The 25870-nt window shown below is 32.8% G+C and carries 27 protein-coding genes; 10 read left to right on the forward strand and 17 right to left on the reverse strand.

All coding sequences use genetic code 11. The features are described from left to right. Nucleotides 1–143: 143 nt before the first annotated feature. Nucleotides 144–1031 carry a LysR family transcriptional regulator gene (locus KA893_RS06800; protein WP_002482115.1) on the reverse strand — a complete coding sequence of 296 codons (888 nt, stop codon included), beginning with the start codon at nucleotides 1029–1031 and terminating at the stop codon, nucleotides 144–146. 94 nt (nucleotides 1032–1125) lie between these two features. Between KA893_RS06800 and KA893_RS06805 the strand changes: the two genes are divergently transcribed. Beyond that, nucleotides 1126–2334: an MFS transporter gene (locus KA893_RS06805; protein ID WP_074381770.1), complete on the forward strand. Its 1209-nt coding sequence runs from the start codon at nucleotides 1126–1128 to the stop codon at nucleotides 2332–2334. Nucleotides 2335–2631: 297 nt separating this feature from the next. Here KA893_RS06805 and KA893_RS06810 read toward each other — a convergent pair whose 3' ends face one another. After that, nucleotides 2632–3606 (reverse strand): tRNA dihydrouridine synthase, encoded by a 975-nt coding sequence (locus KA893_RS06810; RefSeq protein ID WP_075340009.1) that lies wholly within the window; start codon nucleotides 3604–3606, stop codon nucleotides 2632–2634. 196 nt (nucleotides 3607–3802) lie between these two features. Continuing rightward, nucleotides 3803–4939 carry a YbfB/YjiJ family MFS transporter gene (locus KA893_RS06815; RefSeq protein ID WP_075340011.1) on the reverse strand — a complete coding sequence of 379 codons (1137 nt, stop codon included), beginning with the start codon at nucleotides 4937–4939 and terminating at the stop codon, nucleotides 3803–3805. A 219-nt stretch (nucleotides 4940–5158) separates the two neighbouring features. Here KA893_RS06815 and KA893_RS06820 point away from each other — a divergent pair, with 219 nt between their 5' ends. Further along, nucleotides 5159–5962, forward strand: coding sequence for a DUF3100 domain-containing protein (locus KA893_RS06820; protein WP_037537482.1), 804 nt, complete (start codon nucleotides 5159–5161; stop codon nucleotides 5960–5962). Between the two features lie 5 nt (nucleotides 5963–5967). Continuing rightward, complete coding sequence (locus KA893_RS06825) at nucleotides 5968–6420, forward strand: hypothetical protein (protein ID WP_037537480.1); 453 nt, start codon at nucleotides 5968–5970, stop codon at nucleotides 6418–6420. Nucleotides 6421–6640: 220 nt separating this feature from the next. Here KA893_RS06825 and KA893_RS06830 read toward each other — a convergent pair whose 3' ends face one another. Beyond that, nucleotides 6641–6988 carry a DoxX family protein gene (locus tag KA893_RS06830; RefSeq protein ID WP_037537479.1) on the reverse strand — a complete coding sequence of 116 codons (348 nt, stop codon included), beginning with the start codon at nucleotides 6986–6988 and terminating at the stop codon, nucleotides 6641–6643. Nucleotides 6989–7008: 20 nt separating this feature from the next. Further along, nucleotides 7009–7569 (reverse strand): TetR/AcrR family transcriptional regulator, encoded by a 561-nt coding sequence (locus KA893_RS06835; RefSeq protein ID WP_041079894.1) that lies wholly within the window; start codon nucleotides 7567–7569, stop codon nucleotides 7009–7011. 141 nt (nucleotides 7570–7710) lie between these two features. Here KA893_RS06835 and KA893_RS13960 point away from each other — a divergent pair, with 141 nt between their 5' ends. Both KA893_RS13960 and KA893_RS06840 read left to right on the forward strand, forming a co-directional pair. After that, the gene (locus KA893_RS13960) at nucleotides 7711–7941 is read left to right on the forward strand and encodes a DsbA family protein (protein WP_052463675.1); all 231 of its coding nucleotides are present in this window, start codon (nucleotides 7711–7713) and stop codon (nucleotides 7939–7941) included. Between the two features lie 4 nt (nucleotides 7942–7945). Continuing rightward, a complete protein-coding gene (locus tag KA893_RS06840; protein ID WP_228481250.1) occupies nucleotides 7946–8656 on the forward strand; it encodes a DsbA family oxidoreductase in 711 nt (236 codons plus the stop codon). A gap of 144 nt (nucleotides 8657–8800) precedes the next feature. Here the strand turns inward: KA893_RS06840 and KA893_RS06845 are convergent, their stop codons facing one another. The 3 genes from KA893_RS06845 to KA893_RS06855 all read right to left on the reverse strand — a co-directional run bounded on the left by KA893_RS06845 (nucleotide 8801) and on the right by KA893_RS06855 (nucleotide 11629). Then, nucleotides 8801–9073, reverse strand: a complete 273-nt coding sequence (locus KA893_RS06845; RefSeq protein WP_180373870.1) for an Ig-like domain-containing protein — start codon at nucleotides 9071–9073, stop codon at nucleotides 8801–8803. After that, nucleotides 9033–9740: an Ig-like domain-containing protein gene (locus tag KA893_RS14210; RefSeq protein WP_194376015.1), complete on the reverse strand. Its 708-nt coding sequence runs from the start codon at nucleotides 9738–9740 to the stop codon at nucleotides 9033–9035. The genes KA893_RS06845 and KA893_RS14210 overlap by 41 nt, the downstream gene beginning before the upstream one ends. Nucleotides 9741–9829: 89 nt before the next feature. After that, nucleotides 9830–11629 (reverse strand): DUF4012 domain-containing protein, encoded by a 1800-nt coding sequence (locus KA893_RS06855; RefSeq protein WP_232334990.1) that lies wholly within the window; start codon nucleotides 11627–11629, stop codon nucleotides 9830–9832. A 113-nt stretch (nucleotides 11630–11742) separates the two neighbouring features. Here KA893_RS06855 and KA893_RS06860 point away from each other — a divergent pair, with 113 nt between their 5' ends. Further along, a complete protein-coding gene (locus KA893_RS06860) occupies nucleotides 11743–11985 on the forward strand; it encodes a Rossmann-fold NAD(P)-binding domain-containing protein (protein ID WP_052463673.1) in 243 nt (80 codons plus the stop codon). Nucleotides 11986–12136: 151 nt separating this feature from the next. Here the strand turns inward: KA893_RS06860 and mqo are convergent, their stop codons facing one another. The 3 genes from mqo to panB all read right to left on the reverse strand — a co-directional run bounded on the left by mqo (nucleotide 12137) and on the right by panB (nucleotide 15531). Continuing rightward, nucleotides 12137–13624 (reverse strand): malate dehydrogenase (quinone), encoded by a 1488-nt coding sequence (gene mqo, locus KA893_RS06865; protein WP_002482103.1) that lies wholly within the window; start codon nucleotides 13622–13624, stop codon nucleotides 12137–12139. 249 nt (nucleotides 13625–13873) lie between these two features. Continuing rightward, the gene (panC, locus tag KA893_RS06870) at nucleotides 13874–14722 is read right to left on the reverse strand and encodes a pantoate--beta-alanine ligase (RefSeq protein ID WP_002482102.1); all 849 of its coding nucleotides are present in this window, start codon (nucleotides 14720–14722) and stop codon (nucleotides 13874–13876) included. Continuing rightward, a complete protein-coding gene (gene panB / locus KA893_RS06875; protein ID WP_041079891.1) occupies nucleotides 14719–15531 on the reverse strand; it encodes a 3-methyl-2-oxobutanoate hydroxymethyltransferase in 813 nt (270 codons plus the stop codon). Before panB ends, panC begins: the two co-directional genes overlap by 4 nt. Before the next feature lie 82 nt (nucleotides 15532–15613). Between panB and KA893_RS06880 the strand changes: the two genes are divergently transcribed. After that, entirely contained in the window at nucleotides 15614–16471 is an 858-nt protein-coding gene (locus KA893_RS06880; RefSeq protein WP_002482100.1) for an oxidoreductase, read from the forward strand. Nucleotides 16472–16729: 258 nt separating this feature from the next. Further along, nucleotides 16730–17152 carry a DUF2871 domain-containing protein gene (locus KA893_RS06885; protein WP_037537474.1) on the forward strand — a complete coding sequence of 141 codons (423 nt, stop codon included), beginning with the start codon at nucleotides 16730–16732 and terminating at the stop codon, nucleotides 17150–17152. Between the two features lie 47 nt (nucleotides 17153–17199). Here the strand turns inward: KA893_RS06885 and KA893_RS06890 are convergent, their stop codons facing one another. The 3 genes from KA893_RS06890 to KA893_RS06900 all read right to left on the reverse strand — a co-directional run bounded on the left by KA893_RS06890 (nucleotide 17200) and on the right by KA893_RS06900 (nucleotide 20096). Then, on the reverse strand, nucleotides 17200–17943 hold the full coding sequence (locus tag KA893_RS06890; protein ID WP_194376016.1) for a sulfite exporter TauE/SafE family protein: 744 nt from the start codon (nucleotides 17941–17943) through the stop codon (nucleotides 17200–17202). 421 nt (nucleotides 17944–18364) lie between these two features. Continuing rightward, nucleotides 18365–19168 carry a DUF418 domain-containing protein gene (locus KA893_RS06895; RefSeq protein WP_069826114.1) on the reverse strand — a complete coding sequence of 268 codons (804 nt, stop codon included), beginning with the start codon at nucleotides 19166–19168 and terminating at the stop codon, nucleotides 18365–18367. Nucleotides 19169–19610: 442 nt separating this feature from the next. Continuing rightward, nucleotides 19611–20096 carry a helix-turn-helix domain-containing protein gene (locus KA893_RS06900; protein ID WP_228481252.1) on the reverse strand — a complete coding sequence of 162 codons (486 nt, stop codon included), beginning with the start codon at nucleotides 20094–20096 and terminating at the stop codon, nucleotides 19611–19613. Nucleotides 20097–20511: 415 nt separating this feature from the next. On the opposite strand from KA893_RS06900, the gene KA893_RS06905 reads away from it, so the two are divergent. Further along, the gene (locus KA893_RS06905; RefSeq protein ID WP_194376017.1) at nucleotides 20512–21438 is read left to right on the forward strand and encodes a VOC family protein; all 927 of its coding nucleotides are present in this window, start codon (nucleotides 20512–20514) and stop codon (nucleotides 21436–21438) included. A gap of 286 nt (nucleotides 21439–21724) precedes the next feature. Here the strand turns inward: KA893_RS06905 and KA893_RS06910 are convergent, their stop codons facing one another. The 3 genes from KA893_RS06910 to nrdD all read right to left on the reverse strand — a co-directional run bounded on the left by KA893_RS06910 (nucleotide 21725) and on the right by nrdD (nucleotide 25246). Continuing rightward, complete coding sequence (locus KA893_RS06910; protein WP_037537469.1) at nucleotides 21725–22720, reverse strand: choloylglycine hydrolase family protein; 996 nt, start codon at nucleotides 22718–22720, stop codon at nucleotides 21725–21727. Nucleotides 22721–22862: 142 nt separating this feature from the next. After that, nucleotides 22863–23399 carry an anaerobic ribonucleoside-triphosphate reductase activating protein gene (nrdG, locus tag KA893_RS06915; RefSeq protein ID WP_002482091.1) on the reverse strand — a complete coding sequence of 179 codons (537 nt, stop codon included), beginning with the start codon at nucleotides 23397–23399 and terminating at the stop codon, nucleotides 22863–22865. Beyond that, the gene (gene nrdD, locus KA893_RS06920) at nucleotides 23396–25246 is read right to left on the reverse strand and encodes an anaerobic ribonucleoside-triphosphate reductase (protein WP_210125643.1); all 1851 of its coding nucleotides are present in this window, start codon (nucleotides 25244–25246) and stop codon (nucleotides 23396–23398) included. Before nrdD ends, nrdG begins: the two co-directional genes overlap by 4 nt. Before the next feature lie 200 nt (nucleotides 25247–25446). Between nrdD and KA893_RS06925 the strand changes: the two genes are divergently transcribed. Further along, complete coding sequence (locus KA893_RS06925; protein WP_002482089.1) at nucleotides 25447–25764, forward strand: antibiotic biosynthesis monooxygenase family protein; 318 nt, start codon at nucleotides 25447–25449, stop codon at nucleotides 25762–25764. Nucleotides 25765–25870: the final 106 nt, after the last annotated feature.

A 25870-nucleotide genomic window follows, 5' to 3' on the forward strand; every position in this document is an offset into this window, starting at 1 on the left:
TACGCCTCACTATTCGTAATAATGAGGGAAGCGATGTATAAATGAATGCTTATTTTTATCACGCGTATTATAACACCACAGCAAGTAAGAAAGAAAAATGGAAGTTAACTCAAATATAGTTAATTATTTAAATGATTATGCCTCTATTTTTGTATCTTTGAAAAATATTCAATCAAACTTTCTTTAGTTTTATTTATTATTGGAACCTTGTTACTTTTATTTTTATAACACAATCCTATCGTTCTTTTCGCATCATGATTTTTTATTGGAATTTGTTTCAAATTAGGTAAGCGCACATCCCTCAAATGTGGCAATATAGATACGCCCAGTCCAGAACTGATAAATGTCGCTATTGTAATGACTTCGTCACCTTCAAAACTAATTTCCGGTGTAAATTGATATGCTTTTAATATTTCATCTACTTGTTGTCGTAATAATAAATTAGGCTTTAATAATATGAATTTTTCATTCACCAATGCTTCAATAGCAATTTCACTACAATGGCTTAACCTATGCTGTTCATGTAATGTCACATATAATTTTTCTACAATGAGCGGTTCAAAATGCGTATTTTGACTTGTTTCAGAAATAGTAGTAATAATCATATCCACTTCCCCGTCATCTAACATTGTAATTAAGCGTTTCGCATCATGTTGTATCAATTTCAATTGGATATTTGGATATGCTAAATTAAATGACTTTAAAAATTCTGATATATAGGTCACGCCCACTGAATGTAAAAAACCTATGACTAATTTCCCATTATATACATTAGTAGCATCAAGCACATTACTTTTATAGATATCCATTTCATTGATGATATTATTCGTCGTTTTTAAAAATGCGATACCGTACTTATTCAGTTTAATCGTTCTTCCAACCCTGTTAAAAAGTGGGATGCCTAGTTCCGCTTCTAAGTTCTTTATCGCCCTACTCAACGTTGATTGACTTACGTTTAACATTTTTGCACACTCTGACATATTTTCAGTTTGTGCTAATTGCTTAAAGTATTCAAAGTGATGCCACTCCATCTCAACAACCCCTTATGCATATTGTGCATTCATTAAATGAAAATAATGCATTTTTTATATTATTAATTACATGCTAACATAAATACATCAGATCATAAGCGGGGTTTTAACATTGGACGATTTAAAAAACAACTATGTCAAAAAAGGATCACAGGCTTATATAAAAATCATTGTTGCCCTGTTCATTTCAGGATTCACTATATTTTCAATTCTTTATAGTGTGCAGCCACTTATTCCACATTTTACAAATGCTTTTAATGTAAGCGAAACCGTTGCTAGTTTAGCGCTGTCTGCAGCAACAATCACCTTAGCGATTGCAATGCTGTTCTTTGGTGCACTATCAGAAGTTTTAGGTCGCAAACCGATTATGATATTTTCTGTTATATCTGTGTCACTTTTAGCATTGGTGCAACCTTTTATTTTAGATTTTAATACTTTTCTAATCGTGCGCTTGATACAAGGTATCTGTTTAGCAGGGCTCCCTTCCATAGCAATGGCTTATATTGGCGAAGAAATTTCTTCACATAATTTACCTGAAGCTATGGGAATTTATATTAGCGGTAATGCTTTTGGTGGTGCTTTTGGGAGGATATTCACTGGTTTTATTTCTAGTATTTATGGTTATCAAACAGGTCTAATTTCAATAGGTATCATTAGTGTGATTGCTGCAATTCTTTTTACATTTCTATTACCTGCATCTAACCATTTCGAAAAACAACGCTTTTCTGTCAAAGCATTATTAGTGAGTTACAGTAAACATTTGAAGAATATTAGATTATTAAAACCATTTATGATAGGTTTTTTGCTTTTAGGTTGTAACATTGCAGCCTTTAACTATATCGGTTTTGTATTAGCGGATGAACCCTATCATTTACATGATAGTGTGATTAGCTTTGTTTATTTATTATTTTTAATCGGTATGATTTCATCTATACTTAATGCAAAATTAAGAGCACAACTTGGGACTTTAAATGCTTTGAAATTTAGTATATTGCTGCTCATTTTCGGTATTTGGATCACACTTCTACCGCCATTACCCTTTAAAATACTAGGTTTAGCATTTAGTGTTTATGCGTTTTTCAGTGGTCATGCAATTGCAAGTGCAGTTGTTACAAGTCGTGCCGAAGATCATAAAGCACAGGCATCTAGTTTATATTTACTTTTCTATTACATGGGGTCATCTGTCGGTGGTACTTTAGCAGGGATTTTTTATGGCGCTATTCAATGGCCTGGTGTTGTATTGATGATTACAGCATTTATGATCATTGCCTTTATCATCGCGCTTACTATAAAACAAAAATAAGAGAATAGAACAGAAATCAAATTTTCTAGTAGAGATTTGTTAGTTACATCCCTGCAATGTTGGTTGGGATAAAGGGTTACCCTAATCTAAAGGTCATATATAAGAACGACGCGTTTCTCTAAAAATAGAAAATAGTCTCTTTAAATAAGTGAGACTTTATATTTTCAATTCTGTCACCTACTACCTAATTGCAAACAGAGTCCGAGACAACTATCTATGCCTCAGACCCTCATTACTATAATAAAAAGCTAACTCAGAATCCTTATGATTTCAGAGCTAGCTTTTATTTTTGATATTTTATTTGACTTGTTCCGTTTGTGCTTCAAATTCATCAAGTAATTTCCGAGCATCATCTGTCGTATTCGTACTCATCAATTGATGTCTTAATTCACTTGCACCTCGGATGCCTCGCACATATATTTTAAAGAACCTACGTAATGGCTTAAACTGACGTGGTTCATTTTCAGTATATTGATCGAACAAATCAAGATGTAATCTCAATAGTCCAAGTAACTCTTCACTCGTATGTTCTCTCGGCTCTTTTTCAAAGGCATATGGATTATGAAAAATCCCACGGCCAATCATTACGCCATCAATGCCATATTTTTCTGCAAGTTCAAGTCCTGTCTTTCTATCTGGAATATCTCCGTTAATTGTTAACAACGTGTCTGGTGCAATTTCATCACGAAGCTTTTTAATTTCACCAATCAATTCCCAGTGCGCATCTACCTTACTCATTTCTCTACGTGTACGTAGATGAATCGACAAATTTGCAATATCCTGTTCAAATACATGTCTCAACCAGTCTCGCCATTCATCAATTTCAGAATAACCAAGACGCGTTTTCACACTTACTGGTATACCGCCCGCTTTAGCTGCTTGAATAATTTCTGCAGCTATTTCAGGACGTTGAATTAAACCCGAACCTTTTCCTTTTGTCGCAACATTTGGCACAGGGCAACCCATATTCAAATCGATACCTTTAAACCCCATCTCTGCCATACCGATACTCATTTCTCTAAAATGATCTGGTTTATCTCCCCAAATGTGAGCAACAATAGGCTGTTCATCTTCGGTAAATGTTAAACGCCCACGCACGCTATGGACACCTTCAGGATGGCAATAACTTTCTGTATTCGTAAACTCAGTAAAAAATACATCTGGTCTGCCCGCTTCACTAACCACATGACGGAAGACCACATCAGTAACGTCTTCCATCGGCGCTAATACAAAAAATGGACGCGGTAATTCACGCCAAAAATTATCTTTCATATATAATTAAACCTTCTTATCTATTATTATCTCGAATTTTTATTCATGACGATATTACCACAAAATGTCAACTTACACAAAAAGATGATAACCAATAAAAAGACTACACACATATATCTTCAGAAGCCTTTTATAGATATAAATCATTCTTGCTTTGATATTATGATATGCTATACAAAAACACTTTGCACAAAAGTTAATCTGTTACTCTATAGCTATAAAAACTACTTAATAAGCCGATACACAGTATAACTGCTGCAAATATTAATGCTGCATTATAATTACCTGACTCGCCAATTAATACACCTGAAAAAGCAGGTGCAATCATTTGTCCTAAACTATATATGACAGTTAATGAAGCGACTAAATTAATTTTACTAGCACTTTCAAACATCAGCGTTTGTGCTTTAGACATGAATAATGTCGTCAAGCCAAGGAATGTTGCTCCAAAAAATAGCGAACTAATCACCAAACTCATCATACTTCCTGAAAATACTGGCAATACCACAGCAATAATTTGTAGGATAAACGCCAAATATATTGCTTTCTCATGCCCTAGCTTGTTAGCCATCATCGACCACAAAATCGTTGACGGAATTGCACCCAAACCTACAAACATCCAACTTAAAGCTGCATAATCGGCTAATTCGGGTATAGATTTAACGATGGCTACTAAGAAAGTACCCGTTATAATATATCCTGCACCTTCACAAAAATATGCTATTGAAAATCCCCAAATAAATTTTTTCTTTAACTTAACCGCTACATTATTTGTGTTATTTGATGAATTGGAATCTTCATTTTCAGTGATTGGATTTTCACGCATTCCAAATAATACAAAACTTCCCATAATTAATGAAAAAAGACTAAGTACAATCCAAGTCATCTTCCACGTGTCAGCACTAGTATAGATGAAAATAAATATACTACTTGTAAAAATTCCTAAACCTACACCACTGTACAACAAACCTGAAATACCATCTTTCTTAGCTACTCTTAACGCCTCAAGGGCTACATTTGATGCTAAGACAAAAACAGTACCACTTGTTATCCCAGAAATGAGGCGTAATATGGTCCAAACTGTAAAATCGTCCAACAACCCCATAATTAAGGTTGAAATGATATTTATAAATAAATAAATTTTCAAATCTGTAACTTTGTTCACTATAACTAACCACATAGGTATGATAGCACCTATTAAATAACCTAAATAGTTGATTGTTGCCAATAAACCAGCACTTTGATTATCCATATGACCTGTTTGTTGCATAAATGGCATTATAGGTGTATATGCAAAACGTCCAATCGCCATCACTATAAATAAACAAACCATCCCTAATATGAGTTGTCGGTATGCGTGTTGCACTTTCACCACCACTTTCTAACTATAATGATTCCATTATACGCCTAAGCTTTCACTTTACATATATTAAATTCCAAAAATATATGAATCACTTCTACCCCCTTTTAATTTTCGAATAGTAAGTATACAATAGATGCTATTAATATTTAGAATTTTCTTTATATTCAGATTATTGTAGGGGTGATTGATTTGGAACAACAAAACAACTTATGGAAAGATTGGAGATTACATAGCATCGTTTTGGTCATAGTCATTATTTCCGAAGTCATCGGTGCACATAAAATACCTTTGGGCATGACATCAATCCTCTTATTACCCGTAGTGTATGCTGTACTATTAGGTTTAGCTGTTTATTTCACGCCATTGATTAAGCACAAACAAGCTAAAAATTCTGAACCTATGGTGTTCATTTCTGTAGCTTTACTTATAGCAAAATTTGGTGTAGAAGCCGGACCTGCTTTACCCAAAATTATTGCTGCTGGTCCAGCTTTGATACTTCAAGAAATTGGTAATTTAGGAACCATTGTATTTTCTTTACCTTTGGCGATTTTACTTGGACTTCGTCGTGAATCTATCGGTATGACCCACTCTATAGGGAGAGAACCTAATTTAGCATTAATCACTGAAAAATTCGGCATTGCCTCTCCTGAATGGCGAGGCGTTATGTCCATGTACATATTTGGTACTATTTTCGGCGCTATCTTTTTCAGTATATTTTCTGGCATCATCATTTCAATTCTACCTTTAAGTCCCATTGCTTATGCTATGGCAACAGGTGTGGGAAGTGGTGTAATGACTGCCGCCGCACTTGGTCCTCTGGTAGAAATGTATCCAGATCAGACAAGCACAATCACAGCTTTTTCTGGTGTAAGTAATTTACTCACGTCCGTGACTGGTTTATATGTCGGCATGTTGATTGCACTACCTTTAACTAGAAAATATTATAGTTTAATCATGAACATCAAAAATAAATTTACTAAGGAACAGGAGTGATTAGAATGTCATCAAAAGTGATGAATTGGATACTTACTTTATGTGTTGTCGGTATTATTTCTTTATTAAGTAACTGGATAGGCTATAGCATTATGCCATTAAACGCTTTACCAGGCATTCTTTCACTCATAGCCATCGCATTACTAGGATTAATACTCCGTGACATCGTGCCTTTTAATATCCCTAGTATTGCCTACATAGGCATTATTGGCTTGTTATTAACTATTCCAGGTGTACCAGGTGCAGCACATATAGTTGAATGGACTGAAAAAGTAGACTTATTATCACTCGCAACACCTGTCGTTGCTTATGCAGGTGTTTCAATTGGTAACTCTTGGGCAGATTTCGCAAAGTTAGGGTGGAAAACAGTTGTTGTGGGTATTGTCATTTTAATAAGTACATATATTGGTTCTGCCTTAGTTGCGGAAATCGTATTAAGAATACAAGGGATTGTATAAAATTTTCGTAGATATAGTTTGGCAATGATGAATAGATAGTTCAAAATAGCCTGAGACATAAATAGATGTCTCAGGCTATTTTCCAATTAGATTGATATGAATACTTAAATAACTAACACTAATACCATAAAATTGATATTTTAATTTTCCTATAAATCATCAACTGACTATTCAAAAAAGTTGCCTAAGACAATGCCTTATGTCCCAGGTGCCAAAGTTTTTAAACTATCAATAGATAAATCAATATAATCAAATTCAAAACAAATAATACGATGGCTGGCAGTGCTTTTTTAATAGAGTCTTTCCCAAGGAATACAAGTGAACCTGCACCTGCCAACATAGTTGAAGCTAATAAAATACTCGCAAATATAGCCAATGGTATATAAAAAATACCAACAAGCATTGCTATACCACCTATAAGTTCAAACAGCCCTGTAATTTTATTAAAAATTGGTGGATAACCTAATTTTGCAAATTCCTGTTTCATAGCACCAGATAATATTTTCAAGCCTGTCATTATAAAAAAGATACCTAAAATAATTTCCAATATGATAATAATAATCCCCATAACAAACACCTCATTTCATTTTATTTACGAGATACCAATCCAGAAATAATATAAGGTGTGACACTTTGAATATATGTCTCAGCTGGAACATCACTAAATCCATGACACCACTTTTCAGAAGCTCTATAAATACTTGCGCTTAACATACTCGCTGAAAGCTGACGAATACTATCATCTTCAAAAGGAACATCTGCTAATAATTTATACAACATTCTCTCGGTATGCTCTTGAATGATACTACCTATTGTTTCAGGATAACTCCTATGATATCTTCTATTTAATGATAATTGAAATTCTGCAATAGCTTTAAAAATACTGGCAATTGTTTCTTCATTCAACTTATTATCTTTAAAATCTTCATAATTTAAGTTAATCAAAAGTTCTTCAGCTAAAACTTTGTCCAATAGATCATAAATATCACTAAAGTGATAATAAAATGTTGCTCTATTAATTAATGCTTCTTGCGCAATGTCTTTTACCGTTATATTTTTAAAATCTTTTTCATCTGAAAGCTTTATGAATGCTTGCATAATAGATTTTCTAGTTTTAATAACTCGTAAGTCTGATTTTGATTCTACCATTCGGCTCCCTCATTTTCCTCCAACATTCGTGTCCGTATATTGAATATCCAACATAATACACATTTTGTTGGTACTTATGATATACATTTATCACTATTATAAAGCTATATACTTTTTAATTAAACTTTGGAGGTTAGGAACATGAAACAAAATATGGTATGCGATATCTATTCTGGCATTTGTACATCTAGTGATGACAACACAATAGAAACTATTGATTTTAATTTCGATACACCTAAGCTAACTTTATACTATGTAACAGATCCAATGTGCTCACATTGTTGGGCATTTGAACCTATATTAAATAAATTATTAGTACAGTACAGTACGGTCATTTATTTAATTTTCAAATGGTCATGGGTGGATTACTAGAAGCATGGGGAGACGGACCATAGACCCCGCTAACGGTATTTATAAACCTGCAGATGTTACACCACATTGGCAAGAAGTCGGTCAATACTCACGTATGCCGATTGATGGTACAATTATGGAAACAGATCCCATTCAATCTTCATTTCCAGCATCTCGTATATACAAAGCCATTCAGCAGTTAGATTCTCCTTCAAAAGCAATAGAATATATCCGTCTTGTTAGGGAATCTGTATTTGTTTTCAATAAAAACATTTCAAATCAAACCGTATTAAAAGATATTGTTCATACTTTATATAAGGATAATCATGATATGGATATAAAACATATTTTCGATTTAGTTAATAGTCAGAAAGGCCACAGACTACTAACAGAAGACTTCAATTTAGTGCGTCAATTAGGTGTTCGCGGATTCCCGATGATTGTTATTATAAATAATGACAACAAAGGAACCAAAATTGTTGGTTCTAGAGCATTAAATGTTTATATCGAAACATTAAAAACACTTGATACTACAACAAAAATGATGACAAAACCACTACCAAACCTAGAATTGTATTTAAAAGAACAACATAGATTATTTTCCAAAGAAATAGAAACAATGTACGATATTAAGGAAGATGAAGTTCCCCAATTTGTCAAAGAGCATATAGATCCTTCACGCTTTAGTGCCAAATCTATACTCGGAGAAAACTATTTCGAAAGTACTTCTACATAAAACATAAAAAAAGAGCTTGGGACATAAATTGAATTGCACCCCGTCAAGTAGACAAATAAATAATTAAATTATCGGTTAATCTCGGTTTATACGAGATTAGCCATTTTTAATGTAATTCTTTCATTATTAAAGAATGTTATATACTCATTGATAACTTGAAACACTTGTTCTATTAGATATATTACCTGCTTTATCTGTAATATTGATAATAAGAATTTCATTACCTAATAACTTAATTTCACTTGGTATGCCTATAGAAAAATCACCTTGTTCATCTGCTTTTCCAGTAATAATTTGTTTATTAGGGAATTGAATTGTCACGCTTGCATGAGGCTCTGTTTTACCTATAATTTGAATATCGTTATTTGTGACATTATCAACTTTTGGTGCTTCTGGCACCGTTTTCATCAGCGACATCTTTCGTTGTTTTTGGTGATTCGTTGCCGGCTTTATCTGTCGCTTTGGCGCTAACTTCTCCTCCATTGTTTAGCGCTCCTGTTGGAATATCTACAACGTAGCGACCTTGATTATCGGTAGTCGTTGTCACTTTTTGGCCGTCCGGGAACGTAATTTCAACTGTTGAATTTGGTTCAGATTCTCCTGTAATTTGGGTATCATTACTTGTGAAATCTTTCATTGTTGACGCTAATGGCGACGTCACATCTTCAACTATGACAGAATTCGAAACATTACTATTAATGCCATTTTTTTCTGCTATTGCTGTTAAAATAGTTCCTGCTTTTAATGGTTTTTTTAAATTAATAATACTTGTAGTTTGTCCATTATTTAATATCGTCTGACCAACAATAACATTATTTTCATCTTTAATAATGATTGTTGAGCCCTCAACACCATTAATTTCAATTTCCTTACTTTGATCATTCACAGGATTTATGCTAGGTTTAAGTATTTCTTTTATATCTATAACTTTGAAAGTGTTAACTTCATCATTAGTATAATTTGGAGATTCGATAGCTATTGTATAAGTCCCTGGTTTTAATTTCGGAACTTGCATACTGAATGTACCATCCTCATTTAAAGTATCTATACTTATTAATGAGCCGTTTTCATCTAGTATTTTCACTTTTTGTTGAGGCGCTAAAAAATCTAAATTTACTTTACCAATTACTGTAGTATCTTCTGTAGTTATATCATCGGCTATAGGTTTTCCTACTAATGGAGAAGCCCATAACGTAATACTTTGTCACCATCATTTTTACGGTCACCATCCGTATCTTGATTAAAGGGATCCGTGTGTGATTTATGAAATTCAAAGTTATCTGTCAAACCGTCTATATCTAAATCTTGAATATAATAAGTAGATGATCCGAATGTATTTTTAATCATCCCACCATTCTTATCTGTCAGATACCCATAGAATGCAAAGTCTTCTTTTACTTTTGTAGTATTGCTAATTAAATTACCATTTTCGTCATATTCAGCATTTCTTGTTAATGTATTATTTGGACTTTGATTATATTTGATAACCAATCTAATGCCCACTGTTTCCGGTAATGCATTATGAAACACAATTAAATCATTTAAATTACTACTTGTAATTGACCCTCTACCATCTTTATCTATTGCCAAATCAGCGACTTTATTTTTAGGGTAATAGGTTTTATCGAAACCACTCACTCCATAAAAGTCATAACTATGTAATTCAATTGAACCAATATATGGAACAAGTTTCGAATCAATTTGGTAGTGATATCTCCATTGTTTATTTAATCCTGAATCTATTAGAGGGCCACCATAATTAAAAGTTCCATTTTTTAATATTTGTTGGTCTACCGTAATACCACCAAATTCACCAATATCGGAATCAAATTGGATAGCACCACTACTTCCTTTAAATGCACTATTCGCGGCATCAGAGTTTGATGAGACAATACTATTAATTAAAGTTTCAGATGGCGTTAGGAAATAGCCGCTAGTTTCAGAAGTTTTAATCTTTTTGTTTTCTTGTGAATCTTTTACATATATTAAGTAATTTAACTTATCACTATGGTCTTCCATTTTTTCTAATATGTTCCGTACGGTATCGTCCAATTCTATTTTTCCGTTTTCAGCTGTGTACTGACTCAATATTTCCGCTCCACCAAAAAGGCCACCACTAGCTCTAATAAAGTTAACTTGCCAAATATTTGTTGCCTTACCCTCTTTATTTGCCAGTCTTACTAATTCCACTGATGAACTACGACCGGATGGGTTTACAGTTATTTTCTTAACATGGTTTGCAATAATGGGATCTAATTGTAAATTAATCTTATAAACATCTCCTGAATTTGCTCCTGTTAAATAACTATGTATTTGGAAAGGTATTGTTTTACTGTCTAACACTTCCTTCGTAGTTAATGGTTCTGGCTGAAAAATTAACGTTTGAAATGTATAGTTGTCAGAATAATCCAATGCTTCTAATGAACTATCTTCTGTCATTTCTCTTACACTTTTTGTTACTACAGGGTGATACAAATCATGTTTAGCAAGTAGCTTTCTTAATTTTATAATATCTTTATCAGTTAATTTTTTATAAGCTCTTGATGTTCCAATTATATTTTTATTAGGAGTTTCACTTTTATTTACTGTTTTTATATTTTCAAAATCAGTCGTTCCTCGTTTCACAGTTACTTTGGTTTTAATGTGATTATTGGTTTGAGATTGGTTATTTAGATTCTCTTTCGTTCTTGTTTGAATGGCACCTTCCTGAACCGCATCATTCCCCATTTTTTTATCGTTTATAGTTCCATTAAAATGACCAACATCTTCCGTTTTTATCTCTGTAAACTTTCGATTATTATTTTCATTTGGCTTAAGTTTTTCATCTTGTTGTTTATCTTGTTTTTCATCCTTTAAAACTGCTTCATCGAATTTTTTGTCTTCTACATTATTTCTAATAATATTATTTTCACTAATTTGTATTTTTGATATTTCACTATTTTTTTCAACGTGATTATTATCTTTATTTACCACAGAGATATCGTTATCATTATTATCCTTATTTTCATTAATAAGGTATTATTGAAATTGTAAAAAATCAAAACTTATTAGGTAAACGTTATTTACTATCTGGAAATACCTATTCTATGGAAGCATTAGCGCAAATTTTATCAGAAGTTGCAAATTCAAATATATCCTATGACCCAGTGACACTTGAAAAATTTGGAAAAATGTATGATGAACCTAAAGGATTCGGTCCTTTACTTGCCTCCATGTATAAAGCCGGAGAAATGAGATTACTAGATCAAAGTAGCAACGATTTTGAAAAACTTACTGGAGGAAAACCAGATACATTTGAAACTTATTTGCATAAGCATTATAAAAATTAAATTCAGCTACAATCTCCCCCTACATACTTTAATACTATGTAGGGAGATTTTTCTATATTGACTATTAGACCATGTGTTCATTTATAAATCTTTACTTCAGACCACAAAAAATCCCCTTGATGCCACAGCGCACCAAGGGGTATATTTTTGACTATTTATGATTTAATTCTAATTCAGCATTACTCGCTTGACGTATTTGTTTCAATAAAGCATAGTCCTCAATTAATGATTGACCATAAGATGGAATGATTTCTTTTAGTTTAGGCTCCCATTGTTTAAGTTGTTCTGGGAAGTTTTTCTCAATAACTTCTAAAGCAACTGACACTGATGTAGACGCACCAGGAGATTCACCTAATAAAGCAATCACAGAGTGATCTTTTGAATTAACTACTTCTGTACCAAATTGGATAAAGCCTCTGCCGTGTTCCTTAGTATCTTTTATAACCTGAACACGTTTACCTGCTTGCATAATATCCCAATCCTCATCTTTAGCATCTGGAACAAAGCGACGTAATTCTTTCATACGGTCTTCTTTTTTAGCTAACACTTCTTGGATTGAATATTTAATTAATGGGAAGTTCTTCGCTGCAGCTGATAACATCGTTATAACATTACTTGGATTGATAGATTTGAATAAATCTAAGTTTGAACCATTTTTCAGGAATTTTGGTCCAATTGCTGCGAATGGTCCAAATAGTAATGAATTTTCATCTTGAATATAACGTCTATCTAAGTGAGGTACAGTCATTGGTGGTGTACCTTCAGGTTCTTTACCATAAGCTTTAACTTCGTGCTTAGCTACAACTTCAGGATTATTACATACTAAGAATTCTCCCGTGATTGGGAAACCGCCTAAATGTTTACTTTCTGGTATACCTGTTTTTTGTAATAATGGAATCGCTGCACCGCCAGCTCCAATAAATAAGTAGTCTGTAATATGATGTTCTACTTTTTTCGTTTTAAGGTCTTTAATTTTAACTTCCCATTTACCATCTTTACGACGACTAAAATCTTGTACTTCATGACGATAGAAAAGTTCTGCATTGTCATGTTCACTTAAATTTTTAGCCATTTTTCTAGTCAATTCACCGAAGTTAACATCCGTACCTTCATCAATTTTACTAGCCGCTACGGTTTCATTTGGATCGCGACCTTCCATCATTAGTGGCATCCACTCTTTTAATTTTTCATGATCTTCTGTATATTCGATACCTTTAAACATTGATAAAGGAGATAATGCTTCAAAACGTCTTTTTAAAAAGTTTACGTTTTTATCACCTTGAACAAAGCTAATATGAGGTAATGGTCTAATAAAGGCTTGCGGATTTTGAATTTGTTTACTTTTCACTAAATGAGACCAAAATTGTTTTGAAATCTCGAATTGTTCATTAATTTCTTTCGCTTTTTCAACATCAATTGAACCATCTTTTTGCTCTACCGTGTAATTTAATTCACATAGTGCAGCATGTCCAGTACCTGCATTATGGCGTTCATTAGAACTTTCAATTGCAGGTTTGTCGAGTCTTTCAAAAAGTTTAATATTCCAATCTGGTGCAAGTTCTTTTAATAATGTCCCAAATGTCGTACTTAAAACACCAGCACCAATTAAAATAACGTCTTTAGAATTCTTTTCACTCACCTTTTTTCCACCTTTCGTATTTACTTTTCAATAAGTCATTTATAATAATTAATAGCGATGTATATTCATATAGTAACTATTTTACGTATAATTTATCTATACCCTATACTACGTATGATTATCATAAAAGTATTTTCCTTGATAAGGATCTTCCATATTAATGATAAAACAACCATCCATAAATGTAAAATCTATATTGCAATACTATAAATCATACCATTTATATTTATTCAAGATTAAATAGCGTTATTATCCTTCTATAATAATATTATCAATTAAGCGCGCTTTACTAAATTTGACAGCGAGTGAAATAAAAATGCTGTCTTTGATTTGTGTTTGCTCGACAAGTTCTGGATAACTATATATTGCAACTGTTTCTATCGTTCCACTTGTGTGTTCTGTTAAGTAGTCCCGTGTCGCTTTGATAATTTTTTCGCTATTATGCTCTCCATTTTTATAAAGCGATTGTGCTAGACATAAACTTTTATACAGGTGCACCGCTTCTATACGTTCATTTTTAGTAAGATAGATATTACGCGAGCTTTTCGCTAATCCATCATCCTCTCTAACAATATCTACACCTTTGATTTCAATTGGATGATTGAAGTCCTCTACCATTTTTTCTACTATTGCCAACTGCTGTGCATCTTTTTTCCCAAAATATGCTTTATGCGGACGTACAATATTAAATAATTTATTAACAACCGTTACCACACCATCAAAATGTCCTGGACGTTCAGCACCTTCCAAAACGGATGCAAGTCGGCCTGCTTTTAATTCAATTGTCGGTAATTCTGGATACATTTCTTTAACTGTTGGATGAAAGATATAATCCACGCCTACAGATTCAGCTTTTGCAGTATCACCTACAATATCACGTGGGTAAGAATCTAAATCTTCGTTCGGACCAAACTGTAATGGATTGACAAATATACTAATAATCGTCACATCATTTTCTTTCGCTGATAATGACATCATTTTTAAATGTCCGTCATGCAATGCACCCATGGTAGGAATAAACCCAACTGAACGACGCTGATTATGAAGGTTTGCTATAATACTTCTCATTTCTTCTATTGTTGTAATTAACTGTGTCATTCTGTAACCTCATTCATAATTTGCTTTTTATAGGTATGGGCCTCACCAGGAAATTGTTCCGCTTTCACCTCATTGTTATATTGCTTTAATGCATCAATGCCCACTGAGAAATCACCAAATTGTTTAACAAATTTCGCTCTATGTTCTACAGCATAATTTAATAAATCATGATAAACCAATACTTGTCCGTCTGTTTCTTTTCCTGCTCCAATACCGATAACAGGAATATCTAGTTTATCTGATATTTCTGCTGCTAAATCGCTTGGGACTGCTTCAAGAACTAACATCACAGCGCCCGCTTGTTGCACAGCATAGGCATCTTCAATAAGTTGTCGTGCAGCTTCTTTATTACCAGCTTGCATTTTATATCCCATAATACCAACACTTTGTGGTGTTAATCCCAAATGAGACACAACTGGAATACCCATATTGCTACAATTTTTTATATATTGAGTTAAATGTGCACCTTCTGCTTTGATTCCATTGGCATCTGTTTCTTTATATAGTTTTACCGCTATTTCTAAATCATATTGATCATTGACACCTACTGCCCCGAAAGGTACATCCACGATCACATATGTATTAGGTGCACCTCTTCTAACTGCTTTTGTATGATGGATCATATCTGCTACTGTAACCTGAACTGTACTATCATAACCTAGTACCGTCATTCCTAATGAATCACCAACTAAAATGATGTCTATATCAGCCGCTTCGACTTGCTTCGCACTTGGATAATCATATGCTGTCACCATTGAAATTTTTTCTTTATTCACTTTTAAATCTTGTAACTGATTTAAAGTTTTCATTTAAAATCAACTCCACATTTTGATATATTTACATTGTTATCCATATATTAACCAATCTTTTTAGAAAAGGAAATAAAATAATATGAACAATGTCGCAATTATAGGTCCTGGTGCAGTAGGAAGTACCATTGCATTTGATTTAAGAGACGCCTCATTAAATGTACAATTACTTGGTCGCCGCAATGAAACGCTTCGGTATCATTCAAACAATGATCTTCACCCTACGTATCAACTAGATGTACGCGCACTTAATGAATATCATGAAACTGTAGACATCTTATTTATCGCTGTCAAAATCCCCCAACTGGATCCCGTTTTAACATCGTATCAACATTTATTACATAAAAATACGATAATTATCCTCGCACAAAATGGACACGGCCAATTACACAAATTTGATCATCCTTATGTATATCAAGCTGTCGTATATATTAGTGGCCAAAAAACAGGGAATACCATCACACATTATCGTGATCACAAATTAATATTAGACCAAAATGCACATACGCAAGCATTGCATCAATGTATATCCAATTCTTCTCTTAATATTGAACTTACCACTGATATCGATAAAGCTATTTGGTACAAGTTACTCGTAAACTTAGCAATTAATAGTGTTACAGCCTTAACTCGTTCTACTGCATCAGTATTAGAAGTACCAGGGATAAAAAAACTCTGTGAACAATTACTCTTAGAAGGCATTAACATCGCCAAAGCTGAACACGTACACTTTGAACCAAACATTGTAAATACAATACTTAATATTTATGATGGCTACCCTGCTGAAATGGGCACAAGCATGTACTATGATATAGTTGATGGCAGATCATTAGAAATTGATGGTATTCAAGGCTATCTATTCTATAAAGCAAGAAAACATCATTTAAATACACCTATTTTAGACACGATATACCACCTACTCCTTGCGCAACAAAAATAAATAATAGCACTTTTAATATTCAACTTTAATTAACATAAGCGAGACGGAACAAACCATTTGAAATGATTGTCCCATCTCGCTTTTGTTTCTTTAATAGGTACTCAGTCCTTAATACAAAGAACTCTGTAATGTATATAAGCAAAATGAAATGATATTAGATAAATATGACCTTTGTTATGTCTTTTTTCTAAATTGTTCATATTTTATTCATAAATTAACTTTATATTGTAATTATTAACAAATTGGAGGTACACATTTATGAAAAAATTAATGTACAGTTCTGCTTTTTATACTTTATTAGGTCTACTCAGTGGGCTATTTTACCGCGAAATGTCAAAAGCAGAAAACTTTAGCGGATACTCACAATTGAATATCACACATACGCATTTATTAGTATTAGGTACCATCATGTTCTTAATATTTATGATTATCGAATTTCAATTAAAGTTAACCGCAAACAGACAATTATTTAACTATTTCTTTTATATTTTCCATTTAGGTGTATTAATTACGGTTACAATGCAATTTATAAATGGCATCGCGGCTATGAAAGACTTTAATGTAAGTCCTGCTATCGCTGGCATTGCTGGGTTGGGTCATATTATGATTACGCTTGCTTTTATATTATTCTTTGTTTTATTAAATAAAAGAATCAATGCGTATACTGGTAAAAACGTATAATAATATATAATAAAACCTACTTTCGCTATGATGTGAAAGCAGATTTTTTAATGAGCAAAAATAAGTAACAATCCTAAAAATGCGATAAATAAATATAGCCATTTATCAAAATGATAATCTAATGTGTGGCGTTTGCAGTATTTACCAATTAACACTGAAATAAGTAAAAACGGACATGCTAAGAAAAATAAAGGTAATGTAGCACTTGTCCAAATATCACCTGTACCCTGTCCGATAACAACTAAAATGGCTGTTATTAAAAAATGAGCTTGTATGGTGCTGCTTAATGTTTTTACAGATAAGCCAGTTAAAGTACTATATATCACTACTGGCACACCATGTGAATTATAAAGACTGCCTAGCACACCAGAAATGATACCTGTTAGACCAGCCCATGCCTTTGATTTTAATATCATTTTGGTTTTATTTTTGAAATAAACCTTTCTCAAAAATGCATAAGTTCCATATGAAAATAAAAATAAACCAAGTAACCATTGAACCACACTTGTATTTACAAAATTTAAAATCCATATACCTAATGGAACCCCTAAAAAACTACCTATTAATAGTGCAGCTAATAACCTATATTCAATATTTTTAAAATCTAAAAAAATATTGAAACTCGCTACTAAAATGCCTGCTAAACCGATAACCGAAACGGAAGTATGTATATCTAAACCAATAAGTGTTAGCAACGGCATACTAACTAACGCTTCTCCAAATCCAAAGTATGTTCTTACTAAACCGCCTAAAAATATTGCAAATAGAATTAATACGCTAATTATATCCATATAAATCTCCCAATCATTAGCAAATACCAAGTATTAAAAACATTTTTAAATATGATTCTATTTCAATATAAAATATAACATTGTTTATTAGAACATTCACTAATCATTAAATATACGCTTAACAGGGAGTGGGACAGAAATCGAATTGTTTAATTGAGATGTCGTAGCCCTATCTATGCAATCAAGGCAAGGATGACTGGGATGGAAAAGATTTCTTGAGCTTAAGCTCATGCATAAGTGTCCTAGAATTTTTATGCAAAATACATAAGCTCTGGCTTATGCATACGAACTACTCATTTTCATAAATAGAAAAAGGAGTGCTTTAAAGCAGTGAGCCTTTTCATTTTCAATTCAGTTATCTACTGCCTAAATCAAAAAGCGTCTAAGACATCTATTTTTGTCCCAGACGCTTAATTGGTTATCACTTTATTATTTTAATCTTTTTCATATAGGTTGCCATTTTCCAAATGTATTCTAAAGGACCTAACTTAAAATATTTTAACCAATAGGTGCTAATCAATAATTGAAAAACATAAACACATACACATATCCATAGAGTGTCCACGTGCGTCCAGTGCTTCCCACTGAATATTGAAATCGCTAAATAAATTAACAATGTTTGTCCAATATAGTTTGTTAATGCCATGCTTCCATAATACTTTAATGGAGATAAAACCTTTCTAGCCCAAGAAATATTTAATAATAAAATAAGACTCGATGCATAAAATATACTCATAAACGGTGAGAAAATCGTAATCAAGTGATGATAGTGATCTACATTTTCAGCATAATGATTAATACTTACTTCCGATTTTTGTCGTAATAACTTAAAGTTCGGTACTACATACACATTCTCTAATAAGTACCAACCAATCGTTGAAATAATACCTGAAATCAAAGCAACGACTGACCATATTTTATATCTATTAAATTTAAAAATCATCCCAAATTGCGCACTAGCCAACCCTAAAATAAAATAAGGTAATGGTGTCAAAATTTTAGCATCAAGATATAAGACCATAATCAGTAATAGGATGCCAATAACTAGATTAATAAATTTATTAAGGTTAAAAAATGGTATCAACAATAATCCAAAAATTGAGTATACTACTAATGCTTCTCCTGGTTGAAGTTGCATATGAATCAATCCAAATATAGCTAGGATCAGAATACGGCGCAGATATATAAAATATTTATTTCCAGGTTTCTCTTCTGCTCTTTGCATAAAAATATAAAAACCAATACCAAATAAATATGAAAAAATAGAAAAAAACTTACTTTCTATAAAAAATCTAAAAATTTCTTATATGTTATATCTTGTGACGACTCAGGTATACCAATATTCGCAATGACTGCAATATTCACGAGCATAATACCTATCAAAGCGAATCCTCTCAAAAAAATCTAATGTTTCAATTCTTGTGTTTATTTGATTTAAATTCATACTCCTTTTTTCTCTAATATAATAAATAGCCTTACTGCACAGTGCCTTATTTTAGCATTGTGATCTCACTCACCTCCTGCTTTTCACATGAAAAAAGGATGACAAATTTGTTATATAAAAAAACAGAAACATAAAATCTTTTATCGTTAGATTTCATATTTCTGCTCCCCATATATATTATTTTCTACCGTACCATTATATCTAGCACTAAATGCTTACTTTGTTATTTGTAATCAATCACCATAGAAATGAGTGTCATGTCTTCACCATGATTGGTGTAACTATGTGCGATATCGGACTTAAACCTCAAGGCATCTCCTTTACCTAAATCAATGACTTCGTTCTCTAAATGCATTTCTAATTGTCCATCTACAATAATAATTGATTCTTCCGAACCGGATAAGTGTGGTTCTGAGTCTAATGTCGCACCTGGATCTAATTCTACATAGAAAAACTCAAAAGATTTACTTTTTTCAAATGGAAAATAAGGATACACACGATATTTCCCTTCATCTTCAGTTACCGGTACAACATCTTCTTTATTAACCTGAACATAATCTGACTCCGCTTCACTCATCAAACTACTAAAAGACAGTTTTAACCCGTTACTGATTTTCCAAACTGTATTAATAGAGGGAATGGTATTCCCCTTTTCAATCTCATTTAATGAAGATGTACTGACACCCGTAAGTTTTGATAGTTTTTCCAAACTGATTTTATTTTTCTTTCTATTATTTATTTAGTCAAACCGTGATAAATAAGCGTTGATCAGGACTTATTGAAGAACATCGAGAAATTGTTACTGCGCTTTTTAACAGAGATATTGATTTAGCAGTATCCTTATTAGAATCACATTTAAAAAATGATTTGGAATTCAGTCTATATTATTTAGACTTCAAAAATAATAAATAATATAAAAAAGTACGCGTCTCTATTTCTTCGAGATTCGTACTTTTTTATCATTCCACTGTCTTTTTCTTTAAATGTAATAAATTTGCAGCTTCACATGAATCCATTTATATTATTACTATTAGTATATTTTTTATACTTATTAAGTTTATTTTTGTTCTAAAAGGAAATGATTATAGCAATTATGATATAAATTGCTTTTGGAGGTCTCTTTTATGAAAATTATCGGACATCATCATATTTCAATGTATACAAAAGGTGCACAAATCAATAAAAATTTTTACACACAGACATTAGGCCTACGCCTAGTTGAAAAATCTGTAAATCAAGATAATCCAACGATGTACCATTTATTTTATGGAGATGAAATCGGTACACCAGGGACATTGCTTAGCTTTTTCGAAATTCCAAATTTAGGTAAAAACCGTCCAGGTACGGACAGTATACATCGCGTATCACTACTCGTTCCCGATGAATCTGCATTGATTTACTTTGAACGTCGTTTAAATGAACAGCATATCACAACAACACAAATGACTTATTTAAATCATCATGCGCTGTTATTCAAAGATATGGATGGTTTAGAAATATTATTACTTGCAAATAACCATCGCAACACACCTAACGCTTGGAGAAAAAATCCTTATACAGATATTCCAGAAGCATATCAAATTTTAGGTATGGGGCCAGTGGAACTGCGCTTACGCGACATTCAACCAACACTTCATTTTTTAAAAAATGACTTACGTTATTCGTTAAGAAAAAATGTAGATGAAACTGTATTGACATTAGATTCTGATGGGCTCTATACGGATTTTGTCTTAGTTGAAGAACAAGGTTCACGTGCTCGACCTGGACAAGGTTATGTGCATCATATTGCAGTCAATACGCCAAATGATTCAGATTTGTACGCTGTGTTAGATACAATCAATCATAACCCGGGAAATCATAGTGGCATCATTGATCGCTACTTTTTCAAATCCCTTTACTATCGCCATAATAGCATTATGTTTGAATTTGCAACGGCAGCACCTGGTTTTACAGTAGATACAGCGATTAAAGATTTAGGTAAAAAACTGAACCTCCCCGATTTTATGGAAAATCAAAGAACAGAAATTGAAGAGAAATTACATGATTTATAAAGAAGGCTGAAAATAACAATCTTAAAAATAAATGCATTAGGTGTTTTGATTTAGATAACATATTTCAAATATATTTAATGCACTTACGTTACACCCTATTTAAATTGTTGTTCAATTTTTTCATCTAAAACTTGAATGATTGCATTCCAAAATCTGACTATTTAATCCCACATCTACCTATTACTTTCAAAAATAAAACGGTGCCAAGAATCCTAAATTAGAAATAGGTTCTCGGCACCGCTTCTGTCTATCATAAAAATAAATCACGAGACCATTTTATTCATATTTATGAAGATGTATGATTCAATTTATTTGTTACAAATCCTTGGACTGGTTCAAATATTGTCATGTCTTCTTTTAAAATCAAATCTTCTGTTAATTGTAATTCGGTAATTTGATTTGTGTCATACCACTTGAGGTACATTGTGCGAGTTGTTAAATTAAATACCGTTTGATATAACGTATAATGCATATCGCCGTTTTCATCTAAGACAGCGCCTTTAGGTATACTCACACTATCTAATAATTTAAAAGCATCCATCACATCGTATTCTGGATCTTCACTTCCAATTAAATAATTTTTCAAATAAGCTGTTTTAATGAATCGTTCCGGTGACGTATAACCACCAGGCAATCCATAAGTACCACCTTCATTGCCTAAAGAGCCTAATGATTGGCCCATGACATTTTTAGCTTCGGGTTTATGCGGTGTGACAGCTGTATAATTTCTTAAATTCTCATAATGCCAATTTAAATCTGGATTATTTGTCAAAACACCGATTGGATTCTCGTTAATTACAATTTTCCCATCCTGGAAAGTAAGTTCAACTGAACGACCTGTATCATCTGTAATATGATAATGTAATGGTGGGACTTCAGCAATATCATTAAGCACGTGTGCGACAACATTTACTTGCTTACCATTTTCAATCAAGTCATCAATATTTTTATTATAGCCAAGCACCCATGTAATCACTTCATTTTGAGCGATATTCATATATCCTTTACGCACTTCTGTCGCATATGAAGCATAGCCTCTAAAATACTGTATCGATACACCTACACCGTGCTCATTTAACCCATCACCAAATAAGAATCCTTCCATGTCACTTCCTGCACCAATGAAGCCATATTGTGTTTTACCTTTATATTCGACACGCGATTCCCAATAGAAATGACGTGGTTGTACTGCAGGTTGACCCTCTAAGTGATAAACAAAGTCCATTGTTCGACCAAGTATCGCCTGCTTACTTTTTGATAAAAATGAAAATCCTGTACACATACATTATCTACTCCTTTACATTATGATGACTTATATTTTGATGATTCATAATTGTTTTGTTTGGATATCTATTTTACAACCAATTCACGCTTATTTCATCTAACTTACATTAATGCCTTTGAGCAAATCATGTATATTATAATTAACTTTTGATATACTCACACACCCTGCGCCTTTGCAATGATGCTTGAACATCGATCACGCGTTGATTCATTGAGCCTTTATACGGTAAATTAGGTCTATATAAATGATTAATAAATGGACCATCTACTAAGACGTCAATGAGCTCAAGCAATGTCTTTCTTTCTGCTGAATCTCGCTCTAAATATTCAAATAAAAAACCAGTCCATACCCATAATGATTTGGTATTTCCAAAACGTTTTCTAAAAGTTTGAGCACACTTCAAAGTGATATCTACATTACAAAAAGGTTCGCCACCAAGGATACTGAGTCCTGAAATATAATTTGGCGCACAGTATGCCATAATTTCTTCTAATGTGTCTTCATGAAATGGCTCACCGTATTTAAAATTTTGAGCCACTTTATTATAACAATTTTCACAGGCAAATGGGCAACCTGAAACATATAGACTGCAACGCACACCTTCACCATCTACAAAGCTTTGTGCTTCTATTTTAGCGATATGGCCTTGCCCATGTCTTATTTTTAAAATATTCATACTGATGCATCTTTCAAATGTTTAACGCGCGCGCACATTTCTTTATGGCGACCTTCTATCGTAGGGCGTTGAACAGGATTGCCTAAATAGCCACACGTACGTTTAACCACATCTACCGACTTAGGATCATCATTGCCACATTGCGGACACTGATAGCCTTTTGCAGTTGTTTTAAAATCTCCGTCAAATCCACATTTTCTGCAATGGTCAATTGGGATATTTGTGCCTAAATAACTTACTTTATCGTAAGCATAATCCCAAACCGCTTCTAATGCCTTTAAATTATGATTTAACTTCGGGTACTCGCAATAATGGATATAACCACCACTCGCATATTCTGGATAATCTTTTTCAAAATCAATTTTCTCAAAAGGCGTCACATCTTTTCTAACATCATAATGGAATGAATTTTGATAATAACCTTTATCTGTGATATCAGCTATTTCTCCAAATTGTTCACGATCTAGTCGACAAAAACGATCCGTTAAGGATTCACTTGGTGTGCTATAGATACTAAACCAAATATCGTATTGCTCTGTCCATTTTAACTGATATGCTTTCATGGATTTTAATATATCTAATGTAAATGCTTTGGCTTTAGATAAACGTTCCCAATGAGGCCCATAAAATACCGTTGCCGCTTCATATAGCCCAATATATCCTATAGACAAAGTTGCACGTTGCCCTTTAAATAATGTCATAATGTCATCTGTTTCTTTTAATCTGTGTTTAAATGCCCCGTTTTGATATAAAATCGGTGCATTCTCTGGCGTAGCTTGTGCAATACGTTCAATTCGATAAACCAGTGCATCGTGCATTATGGCCATACGCTGATGAAATATTTTCCAAAAAGCTTCCATGTCACCTTTTGATTCCAGAGCAATCCTTGGTACATTCAGTGTTACCACACCTAGATTACAGCGGCCATTATTCTCATAATGACCGTCTTTATCTTTCCATGCAGGTAAAAATGATCGGCAACCCATAGGTGCTTTAAAATCTCCTAATAGTTCCACTGTTTTATCATAGTTTAATATATCTGGATACATGCGTTTAGTTGAACATTCTAAAGCGAGCTGCTTAATGTCATAATTAGGATCTGACTCATTTAAATTAAAACCTTTTTTAATTGAAAAAACTAATTTAGGAAAAATTGCAGTAATTCGGTCTTTACCTAACCCTTTAATTCTAGTAGATAATATCGCTTCTTGAATCTTGCGGCTATATCGATCAGTTCCTAATCCAAAGCCGAGTGTAACAAAAGGTGTCTGCCCATTCGAAGTGTATAGCGTATTGATTTCATACTCGAGACTCTCAATGGCATCCCCAATGTCTTGCGTTACTCTCTCATCTACATATGTATCAATGACTGACTCATGTACAAATTTTTCTGCAATTTGTCGATGTTTCATTTCATTAAATTTTGCGTATTTACTCAACAATTCATCAACGCGATCTATTGTACAGCCGCCGTATTGACTACTAGACACATTAGCAATAATTTGTACTAATTGTGCTGATGCAGTCTGTATAGATTTCGGTGACGTTACGGTCGCATTACCTATTTGAAAGCCATGTGACAACATACTTTCTGCATCAATTAAACAACAATTCGTGAGTGGTTGGAATGGATGATAGTCTAAATCATGAAAATGAATGTCTCCTGCTTCATGGGCTTGAGCGACATGCTTAGGTAATAAATAATCCAAAGCATACGACTTAGACACTACACCTGCTGTTAAATCTCTCATAGTCGAAAATGTAGCACTATCCTTATTAGCATTTTCATTAACTACAGTTGGATCTTTCGTAATGAGATGCTTTAAATTTTTTTCAAGTTTGTTCATATTAACCCTCATTTCTATATATAGTATATACATTAAATATAAAACACTATATATTGTGTTTCAAATCTGAAGATAGACATTAACAAATTCGTCAAAAGTTTATTAACACTTTGTGAATTTTATTTTGAAATTTTCATTAGAGCGAAAAATTTATTAGTGCTAAAATAATATATGTATTTAATTTATAAGGAGGGATTGTAATGTTTGTAGCAGAAGTTGCTTTTTCGACTAACAAGGAAAATGAACAACAACTATATAATAAAGTAAAGAAAACACAATCCGAGTTGCATAATGTGGCTGGTTTAAAATCATCAGAAGTGTGGACAAAATCTAAATCAGATGATGTTGAATATGTTGTTGTAAGTAAATGGGATGAGAAAAAAGATTTTCAAAATTGGGTTGCTAGACCTTCTCATGTTGAAGAGCATAAGGCAATGCATAAAAAATCTAAAAATGATGAAGCTGACAAGCCACCTTTTCAAAAGACATTACGTCAATATACAGTAGTAGAATTTTAAATACTTGAATCATATAATAAAATCAAAGGTGAACATAAGTGACTTAAAATCATAATTTAATCACTTATATTCACCTTTTTTTAATTTCATGAGCAAGCACATCATG

The sequence above is a fragment of the Staphylococcus sp. GDY8P126P genome (assembly GCF_017891965.1).
Classification (GTDB): Bacteria; Bacillota; Bacilli; order Staphylococcales; family Staphylococcaceae; genus Staphylococcus; species Staphylococcus saprophyticus.

Coding starts and splice junctions, on each gene's coding strand:
- KA893_RS06810 (WP_075340009.1), bottom strand. CDS start 3,606: ATGAAAGATAATTTTTGGCGTGAATTACCGCGTCCATTTTTTGTATTA.
- panB (WP_041079891.1), bottom strand. CDS start 15,531: ATGAAAACTTTAAATCAGTTACAAGATTTAAAAGTGAATAAAGAAAAA.
- KA893_RS06895 (WP_069826114.1), bottom strand. CDS start 19,168: ATGCAAAGAGCAGAAGAGAAACCTGGAAATAAATATTTTATATATCTG.
- KA893_RS06830 (WP_037537479.1), bottom strand. CDS start 6,988: ATGGGGATTATTATTATCATATTGGAAATTATTTTAGGTATCTTTTTT.
- KA893_RS13960 (WP_052463675.1), top strand. CDS start 7,711: ATGAAACAAAATATGGTATGCGATATCTATTCTGGCATTTGTACATCT.
- KA893_RS06910 (WP_037537469.1), bottom strand. CDS start 22,720: ATGTGTACAGGATTTTCATTTTTATCAAAAAGTAAGCAGGCGATACTT.
- KA893_RS06905 (WP_194376017.1), top strand. CDS start 20,512: ATGAAAATTATCGGACATCATCATATTTCAATGTATACAAAAGGTGCA.
- nrdD (WP_210125643.1), bottom strand. CDS start 25,246: ATGAACAAACTTGAAAAAAATTTAAAGCATCTCATTACGAAAGATCCA.
- KA893_RS06845 (WP_180373870.1), bottom strand. CDS start 9,073: ATGTCGCTGATGAAAACGGTGCCAGAAGCACCAAAAGTTGATAATGTC.
- KA893_RS06925 (WP_002482089.1), top strand. CDS start 25,447: ATGTTTGTAGCAGAAGTTGCTTTTTCGACTAACAAGGAAAATGAACAA.
- KA893_RS06840 (WP_228481250.1), top strand. CDS start 7,946: ATGGGGAGACGGACCATAGACCCCGCTAACGGTATTTATAAACCTGCA.
- panC (WP_002482102.1), bottom strand. CDS start 14,722: ATGACACAGTTAATTACAACAATAGAAGAAATGAGAAGTATTATAGCA.
- KA893_RS06880 (WP_002482100.1), top strand. CDS start 15,614: ATGAACAATGTCGCAATTATAGGTCCTGGTGCAGTAGGAAGTACCATT.
- KA893_RS06885 (WP_037537474.1), top strand. CDS start 16,730: ATGAAAAAATTAATGTACAGTTCTGCTTTTTATACTTTATTAGGTCTA.
- nrdG (WP_002482091.1), bottom strand. CDS start 23,399: ATGAATATTTTAAAAATAAGACATGGGCAAGGCCATATCGCTAAAATA.
- KA893_RS06890 (WP_194376016.1), bottom strand. CDS start 17,943: ATGGATATAATTAGCGTATTAATTCTATTTGCAATATTTTTAGGCGGT.
- KA893_RS06860 (WP_052463673.1), top strand. CDS start 11,743: ATGGAAGCATTAGCGCAAATTTTATCAGAAGTTGCAAATTCAAATATA.
- KA893_RS06835 (WP_041079894.1), bottom strand. CDS start 7,569: ATGGTAGAATCAAAATCAGACTTACGAGTTATTAAAACTAGAAAATCT.
- KA893_RS06800 (WP_002482115.1), bottom strand. CDS start 1,031: ATGGAGTGGCATCACTTTGAATACTTTAAGCAATTAGCACAAACTGAA.
- KA893_RS06815 (WP_075340011.1), bottom strand. CDS start 4,939: ATGGTTTGTTTATTTATAGTGATGGCGATTGGACGTTTTGCATATACA.
- KA893_RS06825 (WP_037537480.1), top strand. CDS start 5,968: ATGTCATCAAAAGTGATGAATTGGATACTTACTTTATGTGTTGTCGGT.